We start from the raw sequence: 13,468 nt of genomic DNA on the forward strand, positions 1-13,468 counted from the left end.
TTTTTTCCTTTTATTTTTTTCGGTATTGAGAAAAAGTTTCTATATTTGCACACCGATTCAAACATGGAAAATACCGGCCCAGGTGGCGGAATTGGTAGACGCGCTGGTCTCAAACACCAGTTCTTAGGAGTACCGGTTCGATCCCGGTCCTGGGTACAAACGAAAACGGCACCAACTGGAGACAGTTGGTGCCATTTTTATTGTATCTAATAATTTTAAAAAGTCAACTTACAAACTGATGTTTAATAAAAGTTGTATCTGGTACATTTACCACTAAAAGTAAACAAATAGATTGAATTTAGTCAACTAAAATTTTTGATTTGGTACATTAAAATATATAATTGCCAATTTTAAATATGAACACTATTTTTTATTGCTTGTTCTTTTATTTTATGGATTATATCTTTATCATTAATAAATCCATTCTTTATATCTGTTAGTAACTCTTCCAATGTTACTTTATAAAGATTAGCTTTATTATTAGATAAAAAATTTATTATCTCATTCAGGGCATGATCATAATCTTTCAATTCATAATAGGATAAATATTTTATTTGAGAAGCATATTCATTTTTAGAATCTTTTTGTAGCAAATTATTAGCTGTATCAATTGCCAAATAATATTCTTCTATATTATAATAGCAATTTGACAAAAATAACAATCTAAAATTTTCAGACTCTAAAGGTAAACCTTTCAAATTATTTAAAATGTTAATGGATAACTCATATTGTTCATTATCCATTAAATCTTTAGCTTTATGCAATTCTGTAATCATAATTTATGAATATATTCTATAATAATCATCAACTGGAGGTTTTTGTGGTTCCGGCTTAGGCGCTGACTTTTTTGGAGTGAAAGTCGGTTGAACAGGACGTGGTTTAGGAACACTAATATTGTCTTTTTTAATTGTCGTTGGAGTTACTTTAACATCAAACTCATCCATACTGCTAAGGTCAATTCTTCTCAAAGCATTATTAAGGTTTTGCTGAGATTTTTTTGTTGATTGTATAGCATTTTGTTTAGATCCTTGAGGCGCACTTCTTTTTAAATTCTCCTGGGCTCTGTTTATTCCATCCATCTTATCTTTAGCTCTTTCGACCTCATTTTGATACCTAACTCTCTCATTGGACTTCTGTGCTCCCTCTGAAGTTTTAGCCAAAGATTCTGAAGTTTTTCCTGCTGTTTCTCCTGTTTTTGTAGCTACTTCTATAACAGTAGGTTTTATATTTGATCCTCCTTCAAGCAAAGGCATAAATCTGAACATTCCCCAACAGCATTGACTAGGTTCTTTTAATGTTCTAGATTCTTCATTATCTCCGTTAATTACATCTTCCGGTTCCATTCCGGTTGGGTCTGTATTTCGGATAGGATTATTAAAAGCGTAAGAATATGGTGACCATTCCGGCATTTTTTCCGTCAATGGATCGATCTGAGGTGTACGAACAATATCCGGCATATAGAATCTTGCGCCATAATCATACATTCCCGTTTCCTGAAGCTCCTTGCCGTTGTACTTGTAGTTATAACTAGGATTTCCTTGCAAAATATTATAAGCAGTATGTTTTAAACCGAATGCATAATAATTATTTTCTTCAAGAACTTCTGTGCTGCTACCATTTTGCTGAAAGCTTAACCTAACATTTCCTAGATGGTCTGTATAGTTGTAAATATACTTATTATTTTCAAAATTGTAGTAGCCTTCAGATGTAGGAATAAATTTGAGGATCGGTTGGGTCGTGGGGCAATTAAAACATAAACTACCTTTATTATCATATTGGAACCCATCTATGTAATAGACTATTCTGACTTGTGATGATAATGTTGAGACAATTTCCTTTTTTAACTTTGTACCATTTGCATTATAAGTATATTTAAAAGTATTTTTTTCAAACCCGGTATCTTCAACAATATTCGAAGGTAAATTGAGATAATTGTAAACAATTGAAGTAATTCCTTTGTCAGGCATATTCTTCATATTTCCATTATTATCATAGGAAATCACATTCCCGCCACCAGGGTATCCGGAAGGGTTTTGAGAATAGTCGTATATGACTACAATTTGGTTGCCATTGTATTGGTAAGTGAGATCATCAATTAATTCTGTGGGGGAGTATTGATCACCTGTTCTGAGTAAGGTTGTAATATTACCATTCAAATCATAAAAAACATCTTCACCATACAAATATTTATAGGGGATAGCCAACTTAGGCTCTGAAAATATACTGTAAGTCATTCTATTCAGATTATCATAGCCATATTGGTATCTTCTAAAAATATCATCCGTTGAGGTTCTCCAGTTTACTTCTGTAATATTTCCATTATATTTTTTCTTTGAAAAAGGAGTTGTTTCAGGGCTGTCATATTTTATCTGATACGCAAACTTTTTATCGTTTAGATTTTCTATATCATTGATATTGGTCAGCCACCCTCTTAAATTATACTGATAATCAATTGACTGTATCCCGCTGTTGGCTATTGTTCCACCGACTTTTTTATTTTTAAGTTGTGAAAGTTCATTATATTCATTTTGAGTTAAATATTCCTCGGAATTATTATCCACCTTATGTCTATGACTTAACAATCTATTTTGAGAATCATACGTAAAATTTTCTATAATTACTTTATCTGTATCAGTATCTAATCCTTTATGAGTTGTAATAGTCTGTAATGTAATTCCCACAAAATCAAGTTTAGAATCTATTTTAGTCCGCCCTCCCAAATGGTTGATGGAATAAGTTCGAATAAGTCTGGATTTTCTATCGTAGTAACTGTAATTTTTCGTCCAATTATCATCTTCAATATTTTTAATTGTACTCATTACCGGTAGACCTTTTGTACTAAGTCCATTATTGTCCGGCACTCCCGTAAGTATAGCCTCTCCTAATATATCAGATGGAAAAGACGGATTAAATCCATATCCCGGATAAGTATCATAATAGTTTAAAGAAAGCAAAGTAACCCATCGTGTCGAATTCGGATAAGTATTATCCTGGTTTCCATAATAAACGTCCATTCCTTGTCTTGCAAAAGATGGAGCATTCAATCTGTTGACATTATTTGAACCATACGTATCTGCCACAACCTGCTCTGTAGCCCTGTTTCCTCCTGTTCCAATACCTGTAATAGCAATTCGCCCAAATTGATCATATTTGGTATACAACCACTGCCCTTTATTTTTTAATTCTTGATCTTGTGTTGCCACTACTCTATTTTGCTTATCATACAATATAGATTCCCAACCTTTTCCGGGCATTTTTTTTTCTACCACACGGTTTCTCCTGTCATATTTATACTGGTAGCATAAATTATTCAAAATATTATCAGGAATTTCATCGTCCATTCCTGCACCAAATTCATTAAAGAATTCAAAAATTGCTCGCGGTGAAACAACTAATACAAGCTCATCATATTCGTTATATACATAATAAGTGTCAGCATTTTCTATTGAACTTATTACTTTTCTACTCAATACAATCTGCCCTTGTCCGTTTTTAAATTCTATCGTAGTATTACCATCTTCATCAATTGTTGTATTTTTATACAGCTGACCTGGACCAAAATCTGAAATGTATTTTGTTTTCGAATTAGTAGCATCATCCGCCCAAGTTGTAGTAGCTACTAATTTCTTTACATGGTCATTAGTTTCACTCGATTCATATTTAAACTGAACAGGATGGCTTTCCCAAACTGTTCCAGTTTGTGTATTTGAAAGAGGCCTATTTAAGGGAGATTTTTCAAGATTCTGATGGGTGAATGGCCTTACATCGTTATAATATGTTTGAGCAGTAGCATCAACGGCAGTCTGGATACCTCCATTTAAAGTACTCATTGGTGCCGCTAGCCAGAAATCTTCCTGCCTTCCAAATCCGTCATATCTAACCGCTGTAACTAAGTCTTGCTGCAGAGGAGTTGCTTTTACATTGACAACCTGCTTCGATCTTCCCAAACCATCAAAATATTGGACAGTTTGAGATTGCTTAGCAGCTGGGCTCGTAACAGTTACAGGTTCAAGATAAGTCCTCGTTTGTATATAATTCTCAGTAGTTGTCACCTGTCCAAAAATGGATACAGAGAAAAACAATGTACTGATCGGTAAAATTATTCTCTTCATGGTTTTGTCTGCTTATTTTTTTATCAATTTAGCACTCGCCGTTTTATTGGTATCCGTCTTTATGGTAATCAGGTAAGCTCCTTGAATCAAAGGCTGAGTATTGACCTTCGTTACCTTGTTCTTAGTTTTTAAGCTCTGAAGCTGTCTTCCTGACATATCATACATGATGATATCCGCTTCATTGAAATTAAAGCCAATTTCTACATAGGCGTAGTCTGATACAGGGTTTGGATAGATCCTGATATCTTGTTTCTCGATCAACAGATCAACCTGCTGATCTCCGATCTTTACGATCTTCCAATTTTCTTTACCGGGTTCTTCTGCACTGGTTCCTGCAAGAATAATGGAACCGTCTCTATTTAATTTAATATCTGATAATCGTTCTTCCTTTTTTCTGGATTCTCCTTTGACATGTTTCCTCCACTGTTCATTACCGTTCTCATCGATATACAGCATCCAGAAGGTTTCATCATCAGTTTCTATTCTTCCTTCTGCCTGGGTATAGCCTCCGAGTAAGATTCCTTTGGTAAGGTCTTTATTTTTTTCTCTCTGATTTTGTCCTAAGATGACATGCATTCCCATTAAGACATCTCTGTTTTTAAAGTTGTACGATTTCTGCCAGATTTCTTCACCTCTTTCATTTAGGGAGATTAGCCAAAGATCTGTGCCTTCTTCAATGCCTAAGGTTTTATTGCCTGATCGCTCGGAGCGACTTTCTCCTCCTATAATAAACCCTGAGGTGGTCATCGCTATGGTGCTTAGGTGATCGTCTCCTTTTCCTCCATAGTTCTTTTCCCATTCTACTTTACCGTCTTTGTTAAGCTTAATGATCCAGTAATCGCCTTCTCCATAGTTTTCGGTGTTTTTTGATCCTCCCTGATTGCTTCTGGAATAGATTCCTAATAAAACTCCTCCATCTTTGGTAGGAATCATTTTCTCTACTTCGTCTAAGCCTTTTCCACCGAGAATGAGTTGGGAAAGTTCTTTTCCGTTTTTGTCCAGTTTGACGATGAGAACATCTTTGGAACCGTAACCTTGTGCTGAGTTCTGGACGTTTCCTGCGACAAAGAATCCTAAGTCAGTGGTTTGGATCACGGATCTGGCTTCTTCATGGAAGGTACTGCCTATGGTTTTCTGCCATAATTCGTCTCCGAATTCATTGATTCTGATGAGCCAGATATCTGCTCCACCTTTGGAATCATCTTTTTTATCGAGTCCTTTTCCTGAATAGGAAGTTCCTACTATGACAAAGCCTCCATCCTGAGTGGACAGGGAAGCAGAAAGGTAATCATGGTTTTTTCCTGCAAAGTATTTTTCCCAGACTTCTTCGCCTTGCTGGTTGAGCTTCACCATGTGGAAATCGTAACCGTTGTTCTGTTTATTGTCCGTTGTAAGTTTTTGGGACTGTATGGAGCTTCCTGTAATCAAATACTGAAGATCCACCGTTTGAGTCACTTGGCTTAGAAAATCCTGTGTAGAGGATTTGATGTCTTTCTGCCATAGAACTTCCTGTCCGCATACACTTAAAGATGTACATATAAAAAATGCACCCATAAATATTTTTTGCATCTTAGCTGGTTTTTACTGGATTGGGAAAAATAAATCGTAACTATATGATGTATTATTGGGAGGGATAGTTCCTAAATGTGTCTTTATAATTACATCGCCATTTGTTTGAATAGTGTAATATACCTGGCCATTATACGATGAGTATTCTGCTATAGGTTTACAGGTTCCCACAATTGTTGCCAACTTCACTCCGGTATTCCAAGGCAAGTTAGTAGAATTTGAACCGCTGGAGAATCCAAAAGAAACTTTATAATTCGTACCATTAGAAACACTAATACTTCCACCACCAGCTATACCCTGGGAGGTATTAAATGAAAGGCTACAAGATATCGGAGTACAGGTTCCATTCGTATTGGCCGCATTCTGCCCGTTTGCGTTAATATCATCTAACGCTTTTTGGTTTGCTGCCAAAAGACTTAAATCTGAAGAATAGGTACCAGCTGGAACCGAATAAATATATAGATTCCCGATTCCACTTGTTCCACAATTATTACGTGTAAATGTTTTGTCTTGATAGGAATTGTAAAAAGTACTAGAAGTGACCGGCGCATAGGCATACTTAAACTCTTTTAAAATCTTACCGTTTATATCGACAATTCTTTCTAATCTATTTTGAAAATCATACTTGTAATATTCAATAACACCAGAAGGCGGAGTGATACTTGTCACTCCCACTAAAGGACTATATGTATATGTTGTTACCAAGGCATCAGGCAAAGCGATTCGTATTTTGTTTAAAACCGAGATCATTGTTGCCTCGTCATACATTCCGTTCTTAATATTCGCTAACTCTGTAGCTGTTAAGACGGCTTCAACTGCAGACAACGTAGTGTTATCCACTTTTGCTACAGGATATTCTTCCTTATATCCCCATATATATACAGAATGTATCCCGTCGCTTTTCCTGGCTTCTGTTATATTTCCATAACTCCCGTAATCTACAAAATCAACCCTTTTGTCATAATCGCTTGCAGTTCCTATTTTTAAAGTTTTCACATTATTAGGCAGGTACATGCTTCTGGAAACATTATTTTGATCCAGATAATTTTTGACTCTAAAATTGTTAATGTTTCCTTTAACCAGTTTTCCGTCAACGGTTACCTCTGTCTGTATAACAGGATTGATATTATTTTGTGCGGCCATCCCGGCTGTTATGGTTGCCTGTGTTTCATCAATACCCGAAGATAGATCCTGAGCATATTTATTCCTGATTATTTCAATCTCTCCGGTACTTCGCGTAGTAGTTATCTTCGTTACATTCTTATGAAGCGGGTTCTCATAGCTGTAATTTGTTGTTGTCACTAAAGGATTATTCCCATTCATATCATAATTCGTCTCAATGGTCTGCTTAGGATGCCACCATTCTGAATACAAACGGTAAAGCCTTGCGTAAAAAGGTCGGCTGGGAGATGAATTGGGAGGGTCTTTCAATACAGTTTTTGTGAAGATTCCCTTAATTACTTTTAATGTGGAAACATCCTTTTCATAACTGTTTTCAATGACTTTTAACCGGATATTGCTGGCATTATAATATTCTTCTTTTAATAAGTTTCCATTATCCATATGCGGTTTAATAGGCATGCCAGGCAGGTGGCTGCCTCCTTCCTCATCAGGATTATTCGAATATGAATAAACAGATCTGCCCAGCGTATTTCCTGATTGATCCACATCGGAAACAGTAACTTGGGAGTATCCGACATAATTACCTTGCGCTGATGAGCTTAATGGTGTATTATTTTCTGAAGAACAAACTACCACATTTCTAAAAGCCGGAGATTCGTTCGTGTACTCACTTGATCCACCATCTCTATAAATATGCTGGATATCGCTCATTGGCACTCCTGAAGTCCAAGCAGAATTATCTAGAGTATAGCTGTAATTTCTGCTTAATTTTACGCTTCCGTCTTTATCTAAGCTTTCCTGTTTTAAAATTCTTAATCCTCCTCCGACAACTCCACCTGTCGTCAGAGTCTTATTCAAAAAATTAACGAAAATACTTATTGTCAGACTTTGCGTTGGAGCATAGGTATTGGCTTTGATGTAATAAAGACCAGGAGGTAACACTGCCTGGATACTTCTGCTGAAAGAATTGACACTGGGAGTAAAACGTATAATGTCTGTACCATCAGAATCTTGTATCAAAGCTTTTATACCATACAATGTACTGGATTGGCCTGTGTTAAAAATATTGCAATTAATTTTAACACGTGTATAATTACTAAGATAAAAACTGCTAACCTCGTCTGTCGAACTATCTCCGTCAGCATATACTGAAGATGAGCCGGTCTCATAATTGTAAACATCTGAATCCCCATTATTATATTTATTGGGCTCATAGGTAAATCTAGTTGCTCCCCCCGTAGGGTAATTGATCTGAGTCAGGATCCCAGCCTTCATGTAAATCGGATCACTCTCTCTATAGCCCCCATCCAGAAAAGGAAAACGTTGACCATTTGCAGTGAATCCATATTCTAATTGAGCAGGGGTAAAACTTTGATAGGTTTTGGAAAAATATGATGGGTTTGGGCTTTGTTCCAAAATAGGGCCTTGTCCGTTTAAATATTGTGTCACATCATCATACCACATAAGATGGTCATTATCAGATCCGTTAAAATATCCCCAATGATCTATTGAAGCTGAAGTCTTATCGGGAAACAAAACGGGGCTATAGGTAAAAGTATAAGGCGGATTCCCTTTATAGGTAGCCGTACTATTATCGTAAAATGACTCTTGAACACGATTTAATTTTAGCCTCCAATAATTTTCTTTATTCTTCCCGGAATAAGAGTCGCCAAAGTAACTGTATCCGAATTCAACTTTCTTGATTGATTCCCCATTTCCATTAAAAACTTCAAAAGAGTCCAATTTTTGAGGCTTTGGAGAATAAGTACCGAAATTGTTGGCGGGACGCTGATCTTCCCTATCGCTGGTGTGAAAGTCAATATATCCGTTTTTAAACCTGATCTTAGTCAAATTAATGTTATCCGATGCTGTCATACTCACCGATATACTGTTCTTTTTTTCAAGAAAGTTTCCATACCATGATTTCCCATAATTAATGAGAGGATTACCGTAATAACTTTCCTGTTCATAGAAGCTAAGCTGGCTGATACTTTTACGCCCTGCACTCGCGTCATATTCAAAAATAATCGAGTCATCTTTTGGAGTGACTATTTTACTGATATACCATGCGGAGATGTATTCGTCATAATTGATACTTGGGTCTAATCTGTCAAACGATTCAGATCGCTGCAGGTCATCAACGAGATAGGCAGGGGCTGCGCGATCATCGGAAGCGCTATAACCTCGTGAAATTTCTCTTACCGTGAAATAATACTTCCAGCCGTTACCGTCCGTTACTTCCCATTGTTTGGTATCAAAGTCATAAACAAATGTAGAATTGGTTTGCTTAAGAGGTATTCCTTTTATTTTATTAGTATTGGGCTGCCTTTTTTCGAAAATCATCTTTCCTGTTTCTCCACCAAAATTATAATAAAGGATATCAGGCTTAGCGTCTCTTGCTCCCGTATTAATTTCCTTGTAATCATTGTAATATTGTGAGCCATCATCTATTATTACATTGTCGTTATTTGCAGAAGGTAAATCGGTAAGAGTAACATAACCTTTAAAAGAATCCAGATCATCTACCCCATTAACAGATCTGGTAATAGCGCCGCCGGCATTGAATGCCCAACCAAGCCCCACCAAACCGGCTTCTTGGGAAACTTTTATTCCAGAAGCGTGATAGCTTACTGAAATTGGTAGTTCTATTTCCCCTGACTTTACGCTGTATAATGGTATAGAAATAGTAGGAACGCCCGTATAATTACTAACTGGCTGATTAGCGTACTGGGCTAATGCAGAAGCATTGGGGGAAGGGGGCATTACTTTTGGTACCTCTTGTGAATAGGCCTTATTAATGCTAAGTAATGTTAAAATTAGTGGTAATAATACCTTTTGTTTCATGGTCTGTTTTATTTCATATATTCTATCTTAAATTAAAATTCCTTATTTTAACATAAAACTCCGGTAGAGCATAGAAGCCTTCCTACGGATTATTGCATTAATTAAAAAGGGACAGATTAATTTTATCGAACGAATTTATAGCATAAAAAAACGTGAAAAAAGAATATTTCAAAAGTTAATGATTTAAAAATATTGGTGTAATAGAAAGGTAATATGGAAAGGCCATACTAAACATAACAAATCAATTTTACAACATTAAAAAAGCTGTAAAACAAATAGATATAATATTCTTGAACTATACAACAATAATACATTAATTTAAATTACCTAGGTTTGTTAATTTATAATTAAGTTGAATTTAAAATAGGCAACTATATATTTAATGTACTAATTAATTTTTATAAGGCTTTTTATGAGAAGAAGATATTATGATATGTTTTTATTTATCAGAAAATTATCATATATAGATAAAAATTTTCTGATTTCGTTTTTATAACTTAAATACCAGTAGCACCTTCAAAATGTCATCCATATCTTGTAATAAATGATTTGAAAATAGTCCTATCAAGGTCAAATGGCAGAATTATTTAATTCTATAATTCTTTCCAAATCTTCCACCAATGTTTCGATATCTCTTCGGTCCTGGTACAAACGAAAACGGCACCAACTAAAGATAGTTGGTGCCCTTTATTTTATTACTTCTATGGTCAATAAGTAACAAACAAATTTCTCGTTAATATTTTACGAGGAAACTGAAAGAAATCGATTTGATATACGTTTTCAGGTACATCTGCAACCAGAGAAAAAGAAAGCCAAAAAGAAATTAATGTTATTGAAACAGAAAATTGGAAATTAATTTGGGATGAAACCAGCGACAGGCCGATCATAGAAAAATATGTTATAAGTGCTTAAATAAAAATAACGTGGATTTGCTTCGCTGGATATTACTGCGAAAAATGTTAAACTAAACGGAAATACAGTAAAACGAAAAGATATTATTACTGAATTCAAAAAGTTGGTGGATGCATTGCCCGATTTCAAATGGAATGTTCTATAGAATAATTTACATAATTTTACTGATGAATAAAATAATCGTCCAAGAGACAATATGAAAAATATTCAGACTGAAATGAGTAATATATGGAGAAGTTATTCAGAGCACATATAGAAAAGGTCATTGCATTAACAGATGATGAATTCAATGAGATACTGTCTCATTTTTCAGTAATTAATGTTAAAAAGCGGGATTTTCTGATCAGGACAGGTGAAAGGGTGGAATATGCCTTCTGGGTGGTGAAAGGTCTGTTAAAGCTTGATTATGAAGACCATCTGGGCAGGCAGCATGTGGTAGCTTTTGCGATGGAAGACTGGTGGGAAGGGGATTATTATGCTTTTTTTAATCAGCTGCCCGCAACAATGTCTCTGCAGGCCCTTGAAGATACACAGGTTCTCCGCATGTCCCTGAGCAGCTATAATGCGCTATGCAGCAACATTCCTAAAATAACTTACTTTTTTTTACAAAAGGCTAATAAAGGACATATCAGTTCCCAGCAGCGGATTCTGGAATTAATCAGCACCAATGCCAAAGAGCGTTATGACAAGCTGTTGCACAGATATCCGAAGCTTTTCCAGCGCGTTCCGCATACCATGATTGCCTCATATCTTGGTGTAAGCAGGGAAACACTCAGCAGGCTTAAGACGTAACAGCTCAGCGGAATTGTGAGATTTGTCACAAAGAATTTATTTCATTTCTTATGAACTTTGCTTTACAAATTAAATGATTGATCAATACATTTAAGGATGTTGTAAAATAAAGATTAAAAAATGGAAAAAAAAGAATTCAGTCCATGGGAATGGCAAAATCAGCTTAGTTATGTACAGGCTGTTGAAGTAAAAAATGTACAGGGTACGCTATATGTTTCGGGACAGGCTGCGGTGCACCCTGATGGGACATCCAGCAATGCAGATATGCGGACTCAGCTCGCTTTAGCTATACAGAACCTTGAGAAAGTAATTGATGAAGCAGGCTATGAAGCCAAAAATATTGTAAGGCTTACGGTTTATTCAACGTCATCTGATGAGTTCATCAATAATTGTTTCGATCTGTTTCAGGATTTCGTAGCCAGGCATGGAATGAAACAGACAGTCACACTCTTACAGGTTGTTAAGCTGAATGAAACCCTGAATGTAGAGCTGGAAGCTACTGTGGTAAAATAGGATGCTCCATATTTAATAAATGAATCCATCATTATCATTAAAATAATATTAAAAAGGATAAATATGGTTTCTAATATTAATCGAAGGTTTATAGATACATTATAACATAAAGATTTAAAAAATTACGCTTTTGTCATCCTGAGAATCTATTAAAAAACCATAAGCCGGACCTATTACCGAAGTAATGGAGCTCTTTTGAGCTCTCTGTAATGTGAATGAGTCAATACTTAATCTGACAGTTACAATCAAATTGAATAACTGTAAAACAGATTAAGTATTGACGAATTCATTTTAAATATTTCATATGTATTATTGTAATCTTGTATCATTTTTCAGGAATTACAAGAATCTTAATTATGAAATAAATAATTTAATTATACTATTTTAAGCTTTTTGGAGGTTTAAGTAAAGGGATATTCTCCTCGTTTATTTTCCAATATTTAAGAATCAAATTTTCTTTACATTCAAAAATTTTTGATTTGTTGACATATTCGTTGTTACCATTTGATTTAAAATATAAAATATCGTCGTTCTTTTTATAAATATTCAAATCTAAATTATAGACAACTGATTTAACAGAATGATCATGTTTACATTTATTAAAATCGTCAATAAAATCTTTTATTAACACTGAATCAAGTGGAATAGTAAAATCATTAATTTTTATTTCCACTCTCAAAACTTCCTCTTTATCAATGTACAAATCTTTTGTTTTGTTTATCGTACAGCTTGACAATATAGCTATTGGTATCAACAAGCAGAATATGATTGATTTTCTCATTATATTTAATTTTGCTTTTTAGTCCCTCCATTAGTTACATGCTCTTTACTAGGATATTTAACTTGTACTTCAATCATATTATTTCCTTTATCCCGATAATTTTTCAGCTCATCAAATAATCCACTTTCACATTTTTTTATTATATCTTCGTTAGTTTTATTTAATATGCCTTTTCAAATATATGATGACTATATTAGAAAAGGCTCAGATTATAAATCCAAGCCATTCTTTCTAATTTCATTTTTGGAATAGTAAATAAATATTCTAACTATTACAGAAACGCTATCTAAAAATAGAATTTTCTTTGACAAATTTTATATCAGTTGGTTCTGTGATTACCCACACATAACCTTCAGACTTCTGTTTTGTTTTAACATAATAATAATGGCAGTTTTTTTCATTTGATTTTAAACTTACGCTATCCCCAATCTGAATTCCATCAGGTATAATGGTATACAAATCAGCCGTGTTTCCCAGAATTCTATAAGGATATATCCCATCTTGTAATTGCCCATTAAAATCTTTAACATTGCTTTTAGTGAGATTTAAAGTTATAATACCAAATGCATGATTGTTGGACTGTTTAACATCAGTTACGTTTCCAGCAAAACTAACATTATTATCTAAAACTTTATTCTTGCTTTCAGATTTGTCTGATCCATTTGAAGATACATACATTACAATTGCAATGAAGACTATAAATAATATGATAAATCTTAAATATTTCATATGTTTATTTTTAATCTTGTATCAATTTTTCAGCAAATTACATTTCTGATTGTCCTGAAATTATAATACCTTATATAATTTCACCAAAAGTAAT

General features: G+C 34.5%; 8 protein-coding genes and 1 tRNA gene. 3 read left to right on the forward strand and 6 right to left on the reverse strand.

Translation table 11 applies throughout. The features are described 5' to 3' along the window. The first annotated feature begins 76 nt into the window (after positions 1 to 76). Positions 77 to 156, forward strand: a tRNA-Leu gene (locus tag SOP96_RS08845). A gap of 194 nt (positions 157 to 350) precedes the next feature. Here the strand turns inward: SOP96_RS08845 and SOP96_RS08850 are convergent. From SOP96_RS08850 to SOP96_RS08865, 4 genes are read right to left on the reverse strand one after another with little or no spacing between them, the layout of a single operon-like run. Further along, on the reverse strand, positions 351 to 776 hold the full coding sequence (locus SOP96_RS08850) for a hypothetical protein (protein WP_326320620.1): 426 nt from the start codon (positions 774 to 776) through the stop codon (positions 351 to 353). A gap of 3 nt (positions 777 to 779) precedes the next feature. Continuing rightward, positions 780 to 4,112 carry an RHS repeat domain-containing protein gene (locus SOP96_RS08855; protein ID WP_326320621.1) on the reverse strand — a complete coding sequence of 1,111 codons (3,333 nt, stop codon included), beginning with the start codon at positions 4,110 to 4,112 and terminating at the stop codon, positions 780 to 782. 12 nt (positions 4,113 to 4,124) lie between these two features. After that, positions 4,125 to 5,681 carry a T9SS type A sorting domain-containing protein gene (locus tag SOP96_RS08860; RefSeq protein ID WP_326320622.1) on the reverse strand — a complete coding sequence of 519 codons (1,557 nt, stop codon included), beginning with the start codon at positions 5,679 to 5,681 and terminating at the stop codon, positions 4,125 to 4,127. A gap of 12 nt (positions 5,682 to 5,693) precedes the next feature. Further along, positions 5,694 to 9,647, reverse strand: a complete 3,954-nt coding sequence (locus SOP96_RS08865; RefSeq protein ID WP_326320623.1) for a DUF5977 domain-containing protein — start codon at positions 9,645 to 9,647, stop codon at positions 5,694 to 5,696. 1,140 nt (positions 9,648 to 10,787) lie between these two features. Between SOP96_RS08865 and SOP96_RS08870 the strand changes: the two genes are divergently transcribed. Next, entirely contained in the window at positions 10,788 to 11,351 is a 564-nt protein-coding gene (locus tag SOP96_RS08870) for a Crp/Fnr family transcriptional regulator (RefSeq protein WP_326320624.1), read from the forward strand. A 120-nt stretch (positions 11,352 to 11,471) separates the two neighbouring features. Then, a complete protein-coding gene (locus tag SOP96_RS08875) occupies positions 11,472 to 11,864 on the forward strand; it encodes a RidA family protein (RefSeq protein ID WP_326320625.1) in 393 nt (130 codons plus the stop codon). Between the two features lie 379 nt (positions 11,865 to 12,243). On the opposite strand, the gene SOP96_RS08880 is transcribed toward SOP96_RS08875, so the two are convergent. Then, the gene (locus SOP96_RS08880; RefSeq protein WP_326320626.1) at positions 12,244 to 12,645 is read right to left on the reverse strand and encodes a hypothetical protein; all 402 of its coding nucleotides are present in this window, start codon (positions 12,643 to 12,645) and stop codon (positions 12,244 to 12,246) included. 282 nt (positions 12,646 to 12,927) lie between these two features. After that, complete coding sequence (locus SOP96_RS08885; protein ID WP_326320627.1) at positions 12,928 to 13,374, reverse strand: hypothetical protein; 447 nt, start codon at positions 13,372 to 13,374, stop codon at positions 12,928 to 12,930. Between the last annotated feature and the right edge of the window lie 94 nt (positions 13,375 to 13,468).

The organism is Chryseobacterium salviniae (genome assembly GCF_035819015.1).
Taxonomy (GTDB): domain Bacteria; phylum Bacteroidota; class Bacteroidia; order Flavobacteriales; family Weeksellaceae; genus Chryseobacterium; species Chryseobacterium salviniae.

Coding starts and splice junctions, on each gene's coding strand:
- SOP96_RS08870 (WP_326320624.1), top strand. CDS start 10,788: ATGGAGAAGTTATTCAGAGCACATATAGAAAAGGTCATTGCATTAACA.
- SOP96_RS08885 (WP_326320627.1), bottom strand. CDS start 13,374: ATGAAATATTTAAGATTTATCATATTATTTATAGTCTTCATTGCAATT.
- SOP96_RS08860 (WP_326320622.1), bottom strand. CDS start 5,681: ATGCAAAAAATATTTATGGGTGCATTTTTTATATGTACATCTTTAAGT.
- SOP96_RS08880 (WP_326320626.1), bottom strand. CDS start 12,645: ATGAGAAAATCAATCATATTCTGCTTGTTGATACCAATAGCTATATTG.
- SOP96_RS08865 (WP_326320623.1), bottom strand. CDS start 9,647: ATGAAACAAAAGGTATTATTACCACTAATTTTAACATTACTTAGCATT.
- SOP96_RS08850 (WP_326320620.1), bottom strand. CDS start 776: ATGATTACAGAATTGCATAAAGCTAAAGATTTAATGGATAATGAACAA.
- SOP96_RS08875 (WP_326320625.1), top strand. CDS start 11,472: ATGGAAAAAAAAGAATTCAGTCCATGGGAATGGCAAAATCAGCTTAGT.
- SOP96_RS08855 (WP_326320621.1), bottom strand. CDS start 4,112: ATGAAGAGAATAATTTTACCGATCAGTACATTGTTTTTCTCTGTATCC.